Below are 16291 nucleotides of genomic sequence, written 5' to 3'. Positions count from 1 at the left end.
GCCCCGCTCGGCGGGGCGCCCCTTCGCGTTGCCGCTACGTCACGCAGACCAGATAGCGGAAGACGTTCGGCATCCACACCGTGCCGTCGGGCCGCAGATGCGGATGCAGGGCCTCCGCGACCTCCTTCTCCACCTGGGTACGGTCCGTGGCCCGTACCGCCGTGTCGAACAGCCCGGTCGACAGCAGGCCGCGCACCGCGCTGTCCACGTCCGCGTAGCCGAACGGGCACGACACCCGGCCCGAGCCGTCCGGCTTGAGCCCGGCCCGCGCCGCGACCTCTTCCAGGTCGTCCCGCAGGGTGGGCCGCCAGCCGGTCCCGGAGCGCGGGGAGCGCGCCGACTCGGTGAGCCGGGCCGCGACCCTCAGCACCGGAGCCGTGGCACAGCGCTCCGGCGGTCCCCAGCCGGCCAGCACCACTGTGGCTCCGCGCACGGCCAGCGGCACCGCGGAGGTCAGCGCGGGCGCGAGCCCCTCGGAGTCTCCGGCCGCGCAGCCGATCGGCTGGAAGGCGGTCAGCAGGTTGTACGGCGCTTCGCCGTCCGGGGCGGCCGCCGGAACGCTGTCGACGAGCCTGGCCCGGGGATCCGCACGGCCCGGGCCCGCAGCCTGCCCCGCGTCGGAGGCGAGTCGCTCGCGGGCCAGGGCGAGCCTGTCGCGGTCGGTGTCGACGCCGGTGACGCGCGCCCCGCGTGAGGCCGCGATCAGCAGCGCGAGCCCGGAACCACAGCCGAGGGAGAGCATCCGCGTACCGGCCCCGACCTCGAGGCGCTCGTACACCGCCTCGTAGAGCGGTGCCAGCATGCGCTCCTGGATCTCGGCCCAGTCACGGGCGCGGGTACCGGCCTCCACCGGGGCGGACGAATCCGCGTACCTGTGGTGCCGGACGAGCGTAGGTGTCATGGAATGCGCCCCAATCCGCCGTGAGGTCGGTCGTGCCCGAGTGAGGTCCCCCATGTCTATGTGCTGTGTATGTGTGCCCACAGCCCCCGTATGTCAGAGAACTCCGCATCGGCGGTCCCGTCCAGAGGTCGGACGGGGTGGGATGACATTGCTTGCGTGCTCCGGTCGTGCGCCCCCGGCGCCGTGTGGCCGATGCGGGCGCCGGGAACAGCACGCCTGCCGCTCGCTTCCTCACAGTCTTACCCGACACACGGGGCGCAGCACGTCGAGCGTCCCGGTCCCGGGCAGCGACCGGTGTGCGGCCCGGGGCTCCGTGCCGGGTAATGTCGCCCGAGGGGCACCTGTCCACGCCGGTGCGTACGCGTGGCTACGTACCACCTTGGTGCGAGCTGTGAGACTTCTCCGCTGATCTGCGCACCCGCCCTCGTCCGGACGCATCAAGGGCAACTGACTGGTACGTGCAAATTATTTGAGATGCCCCGGAATAGGAACACCGGAGCACTCAGGCTCGTTGTCACGACGTGAGCACGACACCACCTGTACTTGCCGCAGAGCTGGCACAGGCGTGGGCCGACATTCAGCGGTACCACCCCGAGCTGCCCGATCTTGCCGCGCCAGAGTCCCTGATCGGAGAGTCCTCGTCCGCCTGTGGCGCCGAGCTCTCCTTCGAACGGCTGCTCCATGAGGCAGTCCACGGCATCGCCGCCGCGAGAGGTGTCCGGGACACCTCCCGCGCCGGCCGTTACCACAACCGACGCTTCCTCGCGATCGCCGAGGAGCTGGGCCTCGATCATGCCGAGGAACCCCACCCCAGCAGCGGATTCTCGCTGGTGACGCTGAATCCCGAGGCCAAACGCAGGTACCGCCCGACAGCGGAACGGCTTCAGCGGGCGCTCAAGGCGCACACCGTCGCCACCGCCGCGGACACCAAGCGCTCGTTCCGCGGCCCCGCCGCGCGGCACGGCTCGTCCGGGGGAGGGGTGCGGGTCAAGGCGGTCTGCGACTGCGGGCGCAACGTCCGCGTCGTTCCGTCGGTCCTCGCCCAGGCCCCGATCGTCTGCGGCGGCTGCGGCAAGCCCTTCCGCATCCCGGAAGGGGCGGTCGCGGTGGGGTGACCCGATCTGGTGTGGCACAATGGCTAGCTGTACTCGACAGTCGCATAGGACCCCTCTCTCCTCCGGCTGACGCGTCCATCGGGCACCCGAGTACCGCAACCCCACGTGGCATCTTTTGTGCCCAACCACGTCAGAGACCAGGAGACACCACTTCCGTGGCAGTCAAGATCAAGCTGAAGCGTCTGGGCAAGATCCGTTCGCCTCACTACCGCATCGTCGTCGCCGACTCCCGTACCCGCCGTGACGGCCGGGCCATCGAGGAGATCGGCCTGTACCACCCGGTGCAGAACCCCTCGCGCATCGAGGTCAACGCAGAGCGCGCGCAGTACTGGCTGTCCGTCGGCGCCCAGCCGACCGAGCCCGTCCTCGCGATCCTGAAGCTCACCGGTGACTGGCAGGCCCACAAGGGCCTCCCGGCCCCCGCGCCGCTGCTGCAGCCGGAGCCCAAGGCTGACAAGCGCGCCCTGTTCGAGGCCCTGGCCACGGACGGCGACGAGGCCAAGGGTGAGGCCATCACCCAGAAGGCCAAGAAGTCGGACAAGAAGGCGGACGAGGCGGCTGACGCTGCCGCGTCCACCGAGTCGACCGAGGCCTGAGCATGCTCGAGGAGGCTCTTGAGCACCTCGTGAAGGGCATCGTCGACAACCCCGACGATGTGCAGGTCGCCTCGCGTGACCTGCGCCGTGGACGCGTGCTCGAGGTCCGGGTTCACCCCGACGACCTCGGCAAGGTGATCGGCCGTAACGGCCGCACCGCGCGCGCCCTGCGTACCGTCGTGGGTGCCATCGGCGGCCGTGGGATCCGTGTCGACCTCGTCGATGTGGACCAGGTTCGCTGAAAGAGTTGAACACCGGCCGGGGCCGGGGAGGGCTTTCGAGCCGTCCCCGGCCTTTGTCGTCCGTACATGACCGCCTCCTCAGCAAGACCGACCGGCACATGGGGGGCGGGCGACGCCGCCCCCCCATGCGTTGGTCGGTCCAAGAGATCACCGGGAGAAGTAGCGTGCAGTTGGTAGTTGCGCGGATCGGTCGCGCCCACGGCATCAAGGGCGAGGTCACCGTCGAGGTGCGCACCGATGAGCCCGAGCTCCGGCTCGGGCCCGGGGCCGTGCTGGCCACGGAACCCGCCCACGTGGGGCCGCTGGCCATCGAGACCGGCAGGGTGCACAGCGGCAGGCTGCTGCTGCGGTTCGAGGGCGTGCGGGACCGTACGGCCGCCGAGGCGCTGCGCAACACCCTGCTGATCGCCGAGGTGGACCCCGAGGAACTGCCCGACGATCCCGACGAGTTCTACGACCACCAGCTCATGGACCTCGATGTCGTCCTCACCGACGGCACGGAGATCGGCCGGATCACCGAGATCTCGCACCTGCCGTCCCAGGACCTGTTCATCGTGGAACGGCCGGACGGCAGCGAGGTGATGATCCCGTTCGTCGAGGAGATCGTCACCGAGATCGACCTGGAGGAGCAGCGAGTCGTCATCACGCCGCCGCCGGGCCTGATCGACGAGAGCGAGGCCGTGATCGCCTCCACGCGTGACGCGGACGAGGGCGTCGCCGGGGACGGCTCGGCCGAGGGTGACGTGGCTCGGGGTGACGCCGGGCGTGACTCCGCGGGCCACTCTGCGGGTGACGGGAAGAAGGGCGACGCGTAATGCGGCTCGACGTCGTCACGATCTTCCCCGAATACCTGGAGCCCCTGAACGTCTCGCTCGTGGGCAAGGCGCGTGCGCGGGGCCGGCTCGACGTACACGTCCACGACCTGCGGGACTGGACCCACGACCGGCACAACACGGTGGACGACACCCCCTACGGCGGCGGGCCCGGCATGGTCATGAAGACCGAGCCCTGGGGTGAGGCGCTGGACGACGCGCTGGCCGGCGGGTACGAGGCCGGGGCGCACTCCCCGGTGCTCGTGGTGCCGACGCCCAGCGGCAGGCCCTTCACCCAGGAGCTGGCCGTCGAGCTCTCGGAACGGCCGTGGCTGATCTTCACCCCTGCCCGCTACGAGGGCATCGACCGCCGGGTGATGGATGAGTACGCGACCCGGATGCCGGTCATCGAGGTGTCCATCGGGGACTACGTCCTGGCGGGCGGGGAAGCCGCGGTCCTGGTGATCACCGAGGCCGTGGCCCGGCTGCTGCCCGGAGTGCTCGGCAACGCCGAGTCGCACCGCGACGACTCCTTCGCGCCCGGGGCCATGGCCGACCTGCTGGAGGGCCCGGTCTACACGAAGCCTCCCCAGTGGCGTGGGCGCGGTATTCCCGAGGTGCTGCTCAGCGGCCACCACGGCCGGATCGCACGCTGGCGACGGGACGAGGCATTCCGCCGTACCGCTCTCAACAGGCCCGATCTCATCGAGCGTTGCGAGGCGTCCGGCTTCGACAAGAAGGACCGCGAGATGCTCTCGATCCTCGGCTGGTCCCCGGCGCCCGACGGACGATTTTGGCGCAGGCCCGAGGCCGTGGAAGAATAGGCCCGCTGTACGTCCGGCGTGCGCCCCTGCCACAGGGGGAAAGACGTCCGCCCGATGTGAACGGCATCCGAACTTCACTCTCTCCCGTCGATGACCTGTGGCATCGGCGAAGAAAGCAGACAACATGACTTCCCTGCTCGATGGCGTCAACGCCGCCTCGCTCCGTACCGACCTCCCGGCGTTCCGCCCCGGCGACACCGTCAACGTCCACGTGCGCGTGATCGAGGGCAACCGCTCCCGTATCCAGCAGTTCAAGGGCGTCGTCATCCGCCGCCAGGGCTCGGGCATCAGCGAGACCTTCACGGTCCGCAAGGTCTCCTTCAGCGTCGGCGTCGAGCGCACCTTCCCGGTGCACAGCCCGATCTTCGAGAAGATCGAGCTCGTCACCCGCGGTGACGTCCGTCGCGCCAAGCTCTACTTCCTCCGTGAGCTCCGCGGCAAGGCCGCGAAGATCAAGGAGAAGCGCGACCGCTGATTCACCTCCGGCGTCCACAGCGTGGCCCGATAGGATTCGGCCCCGATGGACACGGAAGCACAGCACATGGAGCGCGATCTTTCCTCCGGCCCCGCAGACGGGGCGGAGGAAGGGTCGCGCTTCACGCATGTCCCGGACGGGCCGGCCGCATCCATGTCCTGGGGACGAACGGTCTTCCTGGGCATGCTCTGCACGGCCGCTCTGCTGCTCTTCAGCGCTTTCGTGCTGCAGCCCTTCCTGATCCCCAGTGGCTCGATGCAGCCCACACTGCGGGTCGGGGACCGGGTCCTCGTCAACAAACTGGCGTACCGTTTCGGCTCGGAGCCCCTGCGGGGCGACGTGGTGGTCTTCGACGGCACCGGATCCTTCGTTCAGGAGACGGCGTCCGGGGGGAACCCCGTCGGCGCGCTGCTGCGCGGGGCGGCCGCGTCCCTGGGGCTGGCCGAACCCTCCGGGGCCGACTTCGTGAAGCGGGTGGTGGGCGTGGGGGGCGACCGTGTGGTCTGCTGCGACAAGCGGGGGAGGCTCGAGGTGAACGGAGCTCCTGTGGACGAGGAGTATCTGCACCCGGGTGACCGCCCGTCCGATGTCGCCTTCGACATCGTCGTGCCCGACGGCAGGCTGTGGGTGATGGGCGACCACCGCAGCAACTCACGGGACTCCCGCGACCACCTGGGCCAGCCCGGGGGCGGCATGGTGCCCGTCGAGCGTGTGATCGGACGCGTCGACTGGATCGGCTGGCCGCTCGGCAGGCTCGGCTCCCTGGAGGGCACCGACGCCTTCACCGGCATACGGCCGGCGGACGCGGACCATGGGTAACCGGGGGCGCAGGCGGGGAGCACCGGACACGGGGCCGCCGCTGCCCACCGGGTCGCGGCCCACCGCGGCCCGCTCGCTGCCCACGCGGGCGGAGCGCCGCAAACTGGCCCGCAAGGTGAAACGCCGCAGGCGCCGGTCAGCGATCAAGGAGATACCCCTCCTCGTCCTGGTGGCGCTGCTGATCGCGCTGGTGCTCAAGACCTTCCTCGTCCAGGCCTTCGTGATTCCGTCCGGTTCGATGGAGCAGACCATCCGGATCGGTGACCGGGTGCTGGTCGACAAGCTCACCCCCTGGTTCGGCTCCGAACCGCAGCGTGGCGACGTGGTGGTCTTCAAGGACCCGGGCGGCTGGCTGCAGCAGGAGAGCGGCGCCACCGAGGACCCGCCCGCCGGAGTCAAACAGGTCAAGGAACTGCTGACCTTCATCGGACTGCTGCCGTCCGAGGACGAGCAGGATCTGATCAAGCGCGTGGTGGCCGTCGGCGGCGACACCGTGAAGTGCTGCGGCGCCGACGGCAGGATCACGGTCAACGGTGTGGCGCTCGACGAGCCCTACCTGAATCCCGGTGATGTGCCATCCACTCTCAAATTCGAGGTAAAGGTTCCCCAGGGCCGCATCTTCGTGATGGGCGACCACCGGTCGAATTCCGCGGACTCGCGATTCCACCTCGACAAGCCGGGAAAGGGCACGGTGTCGGAGGACGAGGTCGTCGGACGGGCTGTGGTGATCGCCTGGCCGTTCGGGCATTGGCGCAGGCTGGAGGAGCCCGGAACGTATGCCTCCGTGCCGGATGGGAGCGCCGGAACGACGGCCGCGACGGCCCCGTCGAATAGTGTGTCCTCCCAGGATCACAACGGAATGGTCCTGCTCCCGACCCCTGCGGAACTCCCGCTCGTTATGGGAGTGGTGGGCCTGCGCCGAATCGGGCGCGGGCGGTGGCACGGAGTGAGGAGTGGATGTGGGGGATTTGGCGGTCGGCGCACGATCCGGACACGACGAACCCGAGGACCGGCCTTCGAGCAACGGGGTCCCGGCGGAGGCGGAGAGTGACGGCGAGTCCCCGGGCGGTGGCAGTACGGCGGTGAAGAAGCCCCGTTCGTTCTGGAAGGAATTGCCGCTCCTCATCGGCATCGCGCTCATTCTCGCGCTGCTGATCAAGACGTTCCTGGTGCAGGCTTTCTCGATTCCCTCGGACTCCATGCAGAACACCCTGCAGCGGGGTGACCGGGTGCTGGTCGACAAGCTGACGCCGTGGTTCGGCTCGGAGCCGGAGCGCGGAGAGGTCGTGGTCTTCCACGACCCGGGCGGCTGGCTGGAGGACACGGCGACGCCCGAGCCCAACGCGGTGCAGAAGTTCCTGAGCTTCATCGGGCTGATGCCGTCCGCGGAGGAGAAGGACCTGATCAAGCGGGTCATCGCGATCGGTGGTGACACCGTCGAGTGCAAGAAGAACGGGCCGGTGACGGTCAACGGCAAGGCGCTGGACGACAAGTCGTTCATCTTCGCCGGAAACAGCGCCTGCGACGACGAGCCGTTCGGGCCGATCCATGTGCCCGAGGGCCGGATCTGGGTGATGGGTGACCACCGGCAGAATTCGCTGGACTCCCGCTACCACCAGGAGCTGCCCGGTCAGGGCACCGTGTCCACGGACGAGGTGGTCGGGCGGGCCGTCGTCGTGGCCTGGCCCATCAACCGCTGGGCGACCCTTCCGGTGCCCAGTACGTTCGACCAGCCCGGGCTGAACGCGGCTGCCGCTGCCGCGGTGCCCGGAGCACTGGGTGTAGCCGGAGCGCTGCCCCTCGTGTTCTGGCGTCGCCGCAGGCTGACCCGCGGGCATACCGCCGGGTAGGGTGCCGACTCGGATCAGCGATTGTCGATCTCCGATGGGGGAGCGCTGGGATGAGTGGATCAGGACGTACGGACGGCCGCGGCAGGTTCGGCAACGCGTTGTCGAACCTGGCCGTGGCCGTCGGCTGTGTGCTCTTCCTCGGCGGGTTCGCCTGGGGAGCGGTGGTGTACAAGCCGTACACCGTGCCGACCGACTCGATGACACCGACGGTGAACGCGGGTGACCGGGTCCTCGCGGAGCGGGTGGACGGCGGTGACGTGCGACGCGGGGACGTGGTCGTCTTCAGCGATTCGACGTGGGGCGACGTGCCCATGGTGAAGCGGGTCGTCGGCGTGGGCGGCGACAAGATCGCCTGTTGCGACAAGGACGGCCGGCTCACCGTCAACGGAAAGCCCATCGAGGAACCGTATCTGCGGGCGGAGGGCGCCTCGTCGCTCGCCTCGGCGGACAGCAAGGCTCCGGCCTCCCCCCAGAACTTCACGGCCGATGTCCCCGAGGGGCAGCTCTTCCTCCTCGGGGACGAGCGCAGCACCTCCATGGACTCCCGTGTCCACCTGGAGGACCCGGGGCAGGGTTCGGTGCCGCGCAGTGCCGTCCAGGCGCGTGTGGACGCCGTGGCCTGGCCCATGAACGGCATGATCGGCAGGCCCGACGCCTTCGCGGCCCTGCCCGGCGGTGTGTCGTCCGAAGGGCCGCTGCCGCTGCAGGCCGGCGCCCTCGTGGTGGGTGTGGTGCTCATCCTGGGCGGAGCGGCCTACGGCCCGCTCGTCGCGCGCTCCGCGCGGGGGGCCAAGCGGCCGAAGGCGTCCGCCGGTGCTCACTGAGACACGCAAGGTCGCTCGTGTGGTGCTCCTGGACCCGGACGACCGGATCCTGCTGCTGCACGGCTTCGAGCCCGAGGACCCGGCCGAGAGCTGGTGGTTCACCCCGGGGGGAGGCCTGGAGGGCGAGGAGACCCGGGAGGAGGCCGCCCTGCGTGAACTCGCCGAGGAAACGGGCATCACGGACGTCTCCCTCGGTCCGCTGCTGTGGACGAGGATCTGCTCCTTCCCGTTCGACGGGCGGCGCTGGGACCAGGACGAGTGGTACTTCCTGGCCCGTACGTCGCATACGGCTACTCACCAGAAGGGCCTCACCGAGCTGGAGCTGCGCAGTGTCGCCGGTCTGAGGTGGTGGACTTCCGCCGAACTTCTCGTCACGCGTGAGACGGTGTATCCGACCAAGCTCGCCGGGCTGCTGCGCACGCTGCTCGACGAGGGTCCCCCGAGTGTTCCGCTGGTTCTCGCCCCCGAAATCGTCTAATCGGCCAGGGGTGCGTGGGGCTGACGCACAATAGGGGGACGCACGGCTGAAGGGGAACATGCCATGAGTGCCGAGGACCTCGAGAAGTACGAGACCGAGATGGAGCTGAAGCTCTACCGGGAGTACCGCGATGTCGTCGGTCTGTTCAAATATGTGATCGAGACCGAACGGCGCTTCTACCTCACCAATGACTACGAGATGCAGGTGCACTCGGTCCAAGGTGAGGTCTTTTTCGAGGTTTCCATGGCGGATGCGTGGGTCTGGGACATGTACAGGCCCGCCCGGTTCGTCAAGCAAGTCAGGGTATTGACGTTCAAGGACGTGAACATCGAGGAGCTCAACAAGAGCGACCTCGAGCTCCCGGGCGGCTGATCCCGGGCACGCTCCCCGGCGTCCCGGTTCACTCGTCCGAGTGGCCGGGATATCCACAACGACCTGGTTGTCCACCAAGATCCAACAGGTCGGCCGGGGCGCGTCACAGTCGGTGCCGGAGGTGGTGCCGATATGAACGCACGGTGGGCACTCGGGCGGTACGGCGAGGATCTGGCGGCACGGCTGCTGGCCGACGCAGGCATGATCGTGCTGGAGCGCAACTGGCGATGTCGCGCAGGAGAGATCGACATCGTCGCCAGGGACGGCGACGCGGTGGTCGTCTGTGAGGTGAAGGCCCGCAGGGCGGGTTCCTTCGAGCATCCGATGGAGGCCGTCACACCGGCCAAGGCCGACCGGCTGCGCAGGCTGGCCGAGATCTGGCTCGACCGGCACGGCGGTCCGCCGCCGGGCGGCGCCCGGATCGATCTGGTCGGGGTGCTCGTGCCCCGGCGGGGCGCACCGGTCGTCGAGCATGTGCGGGGCGTGGCCTGATGGGGTTCGCGCGGGCGTGCTCGGTGGCGCTGGTGGGCGTCGAGGGCGTGGTGGTGGAGGTCCAGGCCGATCTGGAACCAGGCGTGGCGGCGTTCACGCTCGTCGGCCTTCCGGACAAGAGCCTGGTGGAGAGCCGGGACCGGGTCAGGGCCGCGGTCGTCAATTCCGGGGCCGAGTGGCCGCAGAAGAAGCTCACGGTGGGTCTGTCTCCCGCCTCCGTGCCCAAGGGCGGTTCGGGTTTCGATCTGGCCGTGGCGTGCGCGGTGCTCGGCGCGGCGGAGCGGATCGACCCCGCCGCCATCGCCGATGTGGTGATGATCGGGGAGCTAGGCCTCGACGGCAGGGTGCGCCCGGTGCGGGGGGTGCTGCCCGCGGTGCTCGCTGCGGCGGAGGCGGGATACCGGCACGTTGTCGTCCCGGAGCAGACCGCGGGGGAGGCCGCCCTCGTCCCGGGTGTATCCGTGCTCGGGGTGCGGAGCCTTCGCCAGCTGATCGCCGTCCTCGGCGATGAACCCGTTCCCGAGGAGCCGCCCGCCGACCGGGGCCGCCCGGACACGATGCTCGCCGGCCTGATGGTGCCCGGAGCGGGTCTCGGCACGGGGCTGGCCCCGCTGTCGGCCGAAGGCGTGGCGCACCGGCCGGACCTGGCCGACGTCGCGGGCCAGGGCCGGGCACGCAAGGCCCTGGAGGTGGCGGCGGCAGGAGGACACCATCTCCTGCTCACCGGGCCGCCCGGGGCGGGCAAGACCATGCTGGCCGAGCGGCTCACGGCGATCCTGCCGCCGCTCTCCCGGCGGGAGTCCCTGGAGGTGACCGCGGTGCACTCGGTCGCGGGCATCCTCCCGCCGGGCGAACCCCTGATCAGCAGTGCGCCGTACTGCGCGCCGCACCACTCGGCGACGATGCAGTCGCTCGTCGGCGGGGGGAACGGCCTGCCGAGGCCCGGGGCGGTGTCCCTGGCGCACAGGGGCGTCCTCTTCCTCGACGAGGCCCCGGAGTTCTCCGGGCGGGCCCTGGACGCGCTGCGCCAGCCCCTGGAGTCCGGGCATGTGGTGGTCGCGCGCGCGGCCGGTGTCGTCCGGCTGCCCGCGCGCTTCCTGATGATCCTGGCCGCGAACCCCTGTCCCTGCGGCAGGCACACCCTGGCCGGTGCGGGATGCGAATGCCCACCCTCCGCGGTCCGCCGCTATCAGGCGCGGCTGTCGGGCCCGCTGCTCGACCGGGTGGACCTGCGGGTCGAGGTCGAGCCGGTCGGCAGGGCGGACCTGATGGGGGCCGGCGGCCGCGGGGAGTCCTCGGCCGAGGTGGCCGCCCGGGTGCGGGAGGCCAGGGAGCGCGCAGCCGAGCGTCTCGCGGGCACCCCCTGGACCACCAACAGCGAAGTGCCCGGGCACGAGCTGCGGACCAGGCTGGTCGCGGCGCCCGGCGCCCTCATGGCTGCCGAACGCGACATGGAGCGGGGCGTCCTGACGGCCCGCGGCCTGGACCGGGTCCTGCGTGTGGCATGGACCGTGGCGGACCTCAGGGCCGCCGACCGCCCGGACGCCTCGGACGTCGCGGTGGCGCTGGAACTGCGGACGGGCATCCAGCGGGGGGTCCCGATGCGGACGGGTGCCTCGTGAACGCCCCGCCGGCCGACGGCGAGCGTGAGCGGCTGGCGCGCGCCGCCCTGACCCGCGTGTTCGAACCGGGGGACGAGCGCGGCGGCCGCTGGATCCGCGAGATCGGGCCCGTCGAGCTGATACGGCGTCTCGTCGGCCCGGACGGACCGGCGCAGGCGCTCAAGGGGATGACGGCCACCCGGCTCGCCGGATACCGGCTGCGGGCGTCGAGCGCCGCCCCGGGGAGGGACCTGGCGGACGTGGCCGCGATCGGTGGGCGGTTCGTCTGCCCCGGTGACCAGGAGTGGCCGAGCCAGCTCGACGACCTGGGTGACGCGCGGCCGATCGGCCTCTGGGTGCGCGGCCGGTCCGACCTGCGTCTCTGGGCGCTGCGTTCGGTCGCTCTGGTCGGGGCCCGGGCCTGTACGTCCTACGGGGCGCACATGGCGGCGACGCTTGCCGCGGGTCTGGCCGAGCGGGGCTGGGTGGTGGTGTCCGGTGCGGCGTTCGGGGTGGACGGCGCCGCTCACCGCGGGGCGCTGGCCGCGGGCGGGGCGACCATGGCTGTGCTGGCCTGCGGGGTGGACGTGGCATACCCCCGGGGGCACGCCGAGCTGATCGGGCGCATCGTGGAACAGGGCGTGGTCATGGGCGAGCTGCCGCCCTCGGACCATCCGACACGCAGCAGATTCATCCTGCGGAACAGGGTGATCGCGGCCCTCACGAGAGGCACCGTGGTGGTGGAGGCCGAATACCGCAGCGGCTCACTGGTCACCGCACGCAACGCACAACGGCTGGGCCGCTTCACGATGGGGGTTCCGGGGCCCGCCACCAGCGGTCTCTCGGCAGGGGTCCACGAACTCCTGCGTGGTGAGGGCGTACTGGTCACCGATGCGGCCGAGATCTCCGAACTGGTCGGGGAGATCGGTGAACTCGCCCCTGTCAGAAGCGGTCACGTCCTGCCCAGGGACGCCCTCGACGCCGCCTCCGCGGCGGTGCTGGACGCGCTGCCGGGGGCGGGCGTCATGGACGGCCGGGACGTGGCCCGGAGCGCCGGAGTCTCGACGGATGAAGCCCTCGGGCGGTTGTACGAACTCCACTCACTGGGGTTCGTCGAACGCGAGGGCGACGGATGGCGGTTGACGCCGGGACGAACACGCAATGGGGGCGCGCGGCGAGGCGGTACTTGACCCGGAGCATTCGGGTGAAAAGGTGATGCCGACGACCTCGGCAGTACCCGGTCAGGCCTCCGGGGACGGTGCGAGCGGTGACGGTCCTTGTCGTCGGCCCTGTCAGGAGGCAGGAGATCGACGACGGATTTGGAACGCAATCGCACCGCACGGTTCCCTTGTCCTGCGCGCAACGCAACACTTCAGTCACGCTACGCTCACAAGGAATCCGCCCCAGAGACACGTCCCAGCACTTCACAGCAGAACGGCTCAAGGCACCACATGCCCCAGCACACCTCCGGGTCTGACCGCGCGGCAGCACCACCGGCTGCGCGTGGCACTGTGCGCCCTCCCGCCCCCTCCTCGCTCGACGAGTTGTGGCGTTCGTACAAGACCACCGGTGACGAGAGGCTGCGGGAGCAGCTGATCCTGCACTACTCACCGCTGGTGAAGTACGTCGCCGGCCGGGTCAGCGTGGGGCTGCCGTCCAACGTGGAGCAGGCGGACTTCGTCTCATCCGGCGTCTTCGGGCTGATCGACGCCATCGAGAAGTTCGACATCGAACGGGCCATCAAGTTCGAGACCTACGCGATCACCAGGATCCGCGGCGCGATGATCGACGAACTCCGGGCGCTGGACTGGATCCCCCGCTCCGTCCGGCAGAAGGCGCGCAACGTCGAGCGCGCCTACGCCACGCTCGAGGCGCAGCTGCGGCGAACGCCCTCCGAGGCCGAGGTCGCCGCGGAGATGGGCATCGCCCTGGAGGAACTCCACGCTGTTTTCAGCCAGTTGTCGCTCGCCAATGTGGTGGCGCTGGAGGAGCTGCTGCATGTCGGCGGTGAGGGCGGCGACCGGCTGAGCCTGATGGACACCCTGGAGGACACCGCGGCCGACAACCCGGTCGAGGTCGCCGAGGACCGCGAGCTCAGACGGCTGCTCGCCCGCGCCATCAACACGCTCCCCGAGCGGGAGAAGACCGTGGTCACGCTCTACTACTACGAGGGCCTCACCCTCGCCGAGATCGGCAACGTCCTCGGTGTGACCGAGAGCAGGGTCAGCCAGATCCACACCAAGTCGGTGCTGCAGCTCCGCGCGAAACTGGCCGACGCGGGACGCTGAGCCGGAGCGGCTTCGGCCACCCGGCCGCAGACGCGGGCCCCCCTTCGAAGCGCCGCCGCCGTAGAGTGGAGGGGTGCCCAGGATTCGAGCGGCCTCCGTGGCCGAGCACCGGACCATGCAGCGCGGCGCCCTCCTGGACGCCGCACGCTCCTTGCTGTCCGAGGGCGGTACGGAGGCGCTGACCTTCCCCGCCCTCGCCGAGCGCACCGGCCTCGCCAGGTCCTCCGTCTACGAGTACTTCCGCTCCCGCGCCGCCGTGGTCGAGGAGCTCTGCGCCGTCGACTTCCCCGTCTGGGCCGCCGAGGTCGAGAACGCTATGGAGCGGGCCGGTACACCCGAGGCGAAGATCGAGGCCTATGTGCGCCGGCAGCTCGATCTGGTAGGGGACCGGCGGCACCGCGCGGTCGTGGCGATCTCCGCGAGCGAGCTGGACGCGGGCGCACGCGAGAAGATCCGCGCCGCGCACGGTGGACTGATCGCCATGATCGTCGAGGCCCTGGCCGACCTGGGCCACACCGAGCCGAGGCTCGCGGCCATGCTGCTGCAGGGTTCCGTGGACGCGGCGGTGCGCAGGATCGAACTGGGTGCGGCGGAGGAACCGGGCATCGTCGCGGACACGGCCGTGGCCATGGTCCTGCGCGGCGTGCGGGGCTGATCAGGCCTCCGGTCCGACTCCGGAAGCGGCACACCGAACACCGGCAGCAGCCGGGAGGGTCCCCGTCGCAGCAGTGACGGAGGAAGCAGCGACAGCGGATCCAGGTAGACGTCCCTGCGCCGCAGGCCCCAGTGCAGACAGCCGGAGGCACAGTGGGACGGCTCCGGCCCGACCACGCCCACCACCTGCCCCGCGACCACCTCGTCGCCCTCGGTGACCCGCGCCCGCACCGGCTCGTAGGTGAAGCGGAGCGGTGGCTCCCCGCTCCCGGCGACGTCCACGGAGACCGCTCCCCGCCCCGCCACCGGCCCCGCGAAGGCGATCCGGCCCGGAGCGGCAGCCCGCACCGGGGTGCCCGGCGGAGCGGCGAGGTCGACCCCGCGGTGGCCGGGTCCGTACGGCCCGGCGGGCGGCTCCCAGCCCCGTACGACCACGGGCCGGCCCTCGATCGGCCATGCGCGGTCGTCGCCCGCCGGCGCTCCCGCCGCGGCCTCGGCGGCGGCCGGTCCCAGCAGGACCGCGAGCAGCGCGGTCAGCAGCGCGGCCAGGAGGGGGAGGGTCCGCGCGGCAGGCCGGGGTCCGGGTACGGGAGGCGGTGCCGGAAGGGCGTCGCGGGCCCGGCCGACGGTCTTTCCAGGTGAGCGGCACATGACGGGAACGATCTCCCGGAGACCGGTTCCGCGGGGGATCATGGTCCGGATCTGTGGACGGCCGGGCGGTTGTGGACATCGCCGTCACCCGGCACCCGGCGGGTCCCGTACACTTCTTCTGGCGATCCGGGTCACCGGGTCGACTTCGCACGCCCCGCCACCTCCCTCTCTGCGGACGGTGGCCGCGCTCCTCGGTCCCTTGTGGCACGGCGCGTAGGGGCGTCAGGCGCGACAGCAATCCTGCGGTCGCGAAAACCGAGTACATCAAGGAGTACGGCCATGGCCGTCGTCACGATGCGGGAGCTGCTGGAAAGCGGCGTCCACTTCGGTCACCAGACCCGTCGCTGGAACCCGAAGATGAAGCGCTTCATCTTCACCGAGCGCAACGGCATCTACATCATCGACCTGCTCCAGTCGCTGTCGTACATCGACCGCGCCTACGAGTTCGTCAAGGAGACCGTCGCCCACGGCGGCTCCATCATGTTCGTGGGTACGAAGAAGCAGGCCCAGGAGGCCATCGCCGAGCAGGCGACGCGCGTCGGCATGCCGTACGTCAACCAGCGTTGGCTCGGTGGCATGCTCACCAACTTCTCCACCGTCTACAAGCGCCTTCAGCGTCTGAAGGAGCTCGAGCTCATCGACTTCGAGGACGTGGCCGCCTCCGGCCTCACCAAGAAGGAGCTCCTGGTCCTCTCCCGCGAGAAGGCCAAGCTGGAGAAGACCCTTGGTGGTATCCGCGAGATGCAGAAGGTGCCGAGCGCCGTCTGGATCGTCGACACCAAGAAGGAGCACATCGCCGTCGGTGAGGCGCGCAAGCTCCACATCCCGGTCGTCGCGATCCTCGACACCAACTGCGACCCCGACGAGGTCGACTACAAGATTCCGGGCAACGACGACGCGATCCGCTCCGTCACCCTGCTCACCCGCGTGATCGCCGACGCCGTCGCCGAGGGCCTCATCGCCCGTTCCGGTGCCGCCACCGGTGACTCGAAGCCGGGCGAGAAGGCCGCCGGCGAGCCCCTCGCCGAGTGGGAGCGCGACCTGCTCACGGGCGAGAAGAAGGACGACGCCGAGGTCCAGTCCTCCGCCGAGACCGAGAAGGCTGCCGACGCCGAGCCGGCCGCCGCCGCCGACGAGCAGGCTGCCGAGCAGGCCGAGGCTCCCGCCGCTGCCGAGGCCCCCGCCGCTGACGAGGCCCCCGCGGCCGAGGCTCCGGCCGCGGACGCCGAGCAGGCCTGACACCGCTCGACGAAGAACGCGGCGGTCGGGATCGTGCCGGAGACCAGCCCCCAGAGCA

Annotated in this window: 19 protein-coding genes and 1 pseudogene; 18 read left to right on the top strand and 2 right to left on the bottom strand. The window is 70.5% G+C overall.

What is annotated here, in order from left to right; translation table 11 throughout:
* Positions 1-34: 34 nt before the first annotated feature.
* Complete coding sequence (locus ACFWFI_RS29370) at positions 35-901, bottom strand: methyltransferase domain-containing protein (RefSeq protein ID WP_387395834.1); 867 nt, start codon at positions 899-901, stop codon at positions 35-37.
* A gap of 521 nt (positions 902-1422) precedes the next feature.
* Between ACFWFI_RS29370 and ACFWFI_RS29365 the strand changes: the two genes are divergently transcribed.
* The 17 genes from ACFWFI_RS29365 (at position 1423) to ACFWFI_RS29285 (ending at position 14344) form a co-directional block, all read left to right on the top strand.
* Positions 1423-2016 carry a hypothetical protein gene (locus tag ACFWFI_RS29365; RefSeq protein WP_014153813.1) on the top strand — a complete coding sequence of 198 codons (594 nt, stop codon included), beginning with the start codon at positions 1423-1425 and terminating at the stop codon, positions 2014-2016.
* A gap of 155 nt (positions 2017-2171) precedes the next feature.
* Positions 2172-2612 (top strand): 30S ribosomal protein S16, encoded by a 441-nt coding sequence (gene rpsP / locus ACFWFI_RS29360; RefSeq protein WP_015578912.1) that lies wholly within the window; start codon positions 2172-2174, stop codon positions 2610-2612.
* A 2-nt stretch (positions 2613-2614) separates the two neighbouring features.
* Positions 2615-2854, top strand: a complete 240-nt coding sequence (locus ACFWFI_RS29355) for an RNA-binding protein (RefSeq protein WP_014153811.1) — start codon at positions 2615-2617, stop codon at positions 2852-2854.
* 164 nt (positions 2855-3018) lie between these two features.
* The gene (gene rimM, locus ACFWFI_RS29350; RefSeq protein ID WP_387395831.1) at positions 3019-3669 is read left to right on the top strand and encodes a ribosome maturation factor RimM; all 651 of its coding nucleotides are present in this window, start codon (positions 3019-3021) and stop codon (positions 3667-3669) included.
* On the top strand, positions 3669-4490 hold the full coding sequence (gene trmD / locus ACFWFI_RS29345) for a tRNA (guanosine(37)-N1)-methyltransferase TrmD (protein WP_387395829.1): 822 nt from the start codon (positions 3669-3671) through the stop codon (positions 4488-4490). The genes rimM and trmD overlap by 1 nt, the downstream gene beginning before the upstream one ends.
* A 124-nt stretch (positions 4491-4614) precedes the next feature.
* A complete protein-coding gene (gene rplS / locus ACFWFI_RS29340; protein ID WP_325746907.1) occupies positions 4615-4965 on the top strand; it encodes a 50S ribosomal protein L19 in 351 nt (116 codons plus the stop codon).
* A 45-nt stretch (positions 4966-5010) separates the two neighbouring features.
* Positions 5011-5784 carry a signal peptidase I gene (gene lepB, locus ACFWFI_RS29335; protein ID WP_387395826.1) on the top strand — a complete coding sequence of 258 codons (774 nt, stop codon included), beginning with the start codon at positions 5011-5013 and terminating at the stop codon, positions 5782-5784.
* Positions 5777-6835: a signal peptidase I gene (lepB, locus tag ACFWFI_RS29330; protein ID WP_387395824.1), complete on the top strand. Its 1059-nt coding sequence runs from the start codon at positions 5777-5779 to the stop codon at positions 6833-6835. Before lepB (ACFWFI_RS29335) ends, lepB (ACFWFI_RS29330) begins: the two co-directional genes overlap by 8 nt.
* Positions 6753-7634 carry a signal peptidase I gene (gene lepB / locus ACFWFI_RS29325; RefSeq protein WP_387395836.1) on the top strand — a complete coding sequence of 294 codons (882 nt, stop codon included), beginning with the start codon at positions 6753-6755 and terminating at the stop codon, positions 7632-7634. The genes lepB (ACFWFI_RS29330) and lepB (ACFWFI_RS29325) overlap by 83 nt, the downstream gene beginning before the upstream one ends.
* A gap of 50 nt (positions 7635-7684) precedes the next feature.
* Positions 7685-8458 (top strand): signal peptidase I, encoded by a 774-nt coding sequence (gene lepB, locus ACFWFI_RS29320; protein WP_387395822.1) that lies wholly within the window; start codon positions 7685-7687, stop codon positions 8456-8458.
* Complete coding sequence (locus tag ACFWFI_RS29315; RefSeq protein WP_387395820.1) at positions 8448-8936, top strand: NUDIX hydrolase; 489 nt, start codon at positions 8448-8450, stop codon at positions 8934-8936. Before lepB (ACFWFI_RS29320) ends, ACFWFI_RS29315 begins: the two co-directional genes overlap by 11 nt.
* Before the next feature lie 63 nt (positions 8937-8999).
* A complete protein-coding gene (locus ACFWFI_RS29310; RefSeq protein WP_003965949.1) occupies positions 9000-9308 on the top strand; it encodes a DUF2469 domain-containing protein in 309 nt (102 codons plus the stop codon).
* Positions 9309-9440: 132 nt separating this feature from the next.
* Positions 9441-9800 carry a YraN family protein gene (locus ACFWFI_RS29305; protein WP_387395818.1) on the top strand — a complete coding sequence of 120 codons (360 nt, stop codon included), beginning with the start codon at positions 9441-9443 and terminating at the stop codon, positions 9798-9800.
* Positions 9800-11422, top strand: coding sequence for a YifB family Mg chelatase-like AAA ATPase (locus ACFWFI_RS29300; RefSeq protein WP_387395816.1), 1623 nt, complete (start codon positions 9800-9802; stop codon positions 11420-11422). Before ACFWFI_RS29305 ends, ACFWFI_RS29300 begins: the two co-directional genes overlap by 1 nt.
* Positions 11305-12591, top strand: coding sequence for a DNA-processing protein DprA (dprA, locus tag ACFWFI_RS29295; protein WP_387395814.1), 1287 nt, complete (start codon positions 11305-11307; stop codon positions 12589-12591). Before ACFWFI_RS29300 ends, dprA begins: the two co-directional genes overlap by 118 nt.
* 261 nt (positions 12592-12852) lie before the next feature.
* Positions 12853-13689 (top strand): RNA polymerase sigma factor WhiG, encoded by an 837-nt coding sequence (gene whiG, locus ACFWFI_RS29290; protein ID WP_387395812.1) that lies wholly within the window; start codon positions 12853-12855, stop codon positions 13687-13689.
* Between the two features lie 97 nt (positions 13690-13786).
* Positions 13787-14344, top strand: coding sequence for a TetR/AcrR family transcriptional regulator (locus tag ACFWFI_RS29285; RefSeq protein ID WP_099177582.1), 558 nt, complete (start codon positions 13787-13789; stop codon positions 14342-14344).
* A gap of 155 nt (positions 14345-14499) precedes the next feature.
* Here the strand turns inward: ACFWFI_RS29285 and ACFWFI_RS29280 are convergent.
* Positions 14500-14994 (bottom strand): annotated as a pseudogene (locus tag ACFWFI_RS29280) (peptidoglycan DD-metalloendopeptidase family protein); the annotation flags it as partial.
* Between the two features lie 279 nt (positions 14995-15273).
* On the opposite strand from ACFWFI_RS29280, the gene rpsB reads away from it, so the two are divergent.
* On the top strand, positions 15274-16233 hold the full coding sequence (gene rpsB / locus ACFWFI_RS29275; protein ID WP_387395810.1) for a 30S ribosomal protein S2: 960 nt from the start codon (positions 15274-15276) through the stop codon (positions 16231-16233).
* Positions 16234-16291 lie beyond the last annotated feature (58 nt).

This window comes from Streptomyces sp. NPDC060209 (genome assembly GCF_042728155.1).
Lineage (GTDB): Bacteria > Actinomycetota > Actinomycetes > Streptomycetales > Streptomycetaceae > Streptomyces.
This window is presented reverse-complemented; position numbering and strand designations above follow the sequence as displayed.

Bases quoted from the DNA above. Each gene is read 5' to 3' on its own strand.
- ACFWFI_RS29370 (WP_387395834.1), bottom strand. From the start codon at position 901: ATGACACCTACGCTCGTCCGGCACCACAGGTACGCGGATTCGTCCGCC.
- ACFWFI_RS29355 (WP_014153811.1), top strand. From the start codon at position 2,615: ATGCTCGAGGAGGCTCTTGAGCACCTCGTGAAGGGCATCGTCGACAAC.
- trmD (WP_387395829.1), top strand. From the start codon at position 3,669: ATGCGGCTCGACGTCGTCACGATCTTCCCCGAATACCTGGAGCCCCTG.
- rplS (WP_325746907.1), top strand. From the start codon at position 4,615: ATGACTTCCCTGCTCGATGGCGTCAACGCCGCCTCGCTCCGTACCGAC.
- lepB (WP_387395826.1), top strand. From the start codon at position 5,011: ATGGACACGGAAGCACAGCACATGGAGCGCGATCTTTCCTCCGGCCCC.
- lepB (WP_387395824.1), top strand. From the start codon at position 5,777: ATGGGTAACCGGGGGCGCAGGCGGGGAGCACCGGACACGGGGCCGCCG.
- lepB (WP_387395822.1), top strand. From the start codon at position 7,685: ATGAGTGGATCAGGACGTACGGACGGCCGCGGCAGGTTCGGCAACGCG.
- ACFWFI_RS29310 (WP_003965949.1), top strand. From the start codon at position 9,000: ATGAGTGCCGAGGACCTCGAGAAGTACGAGACCGAGATGGAGCTGAAG.
- ACFWFI_RS29305 (WP_387395818.1), top strand. From the start codon at position 9,441: ATGAACGCACGGTGGGCACTCGGGCGGTACGGCGAGGATCTGGCGGCA.
- ACFWFI_RS29300 (WP_387395816.1), top strand. From the start codon at position 9,800: ATGGGGTTCGCGCGGGCGTGCTCGGTGGCGCTGGTGGGCGTCGAGGGC.
- dprA (WP_387395814.1), top strand. From the start codon at position 11,305: ATGGACCGTGGCGGACCTCAGGGCCGCCGACCGCCCGGACGCCTCGGA.
- whiG (WP_387395812.1), top strand. From the start codon at position 12,853: ATGCCCCAGCACACCTCCGGGTCTGACCGCGCGGCAGCACCACCGGCT.
- rpsB (WP_387395810.1), top strand. From the start codon at position 15,274: ATGGCCGTCGTCACGATGCGGGAGCTGCTGGAAAGCGGCGTCCACTTC.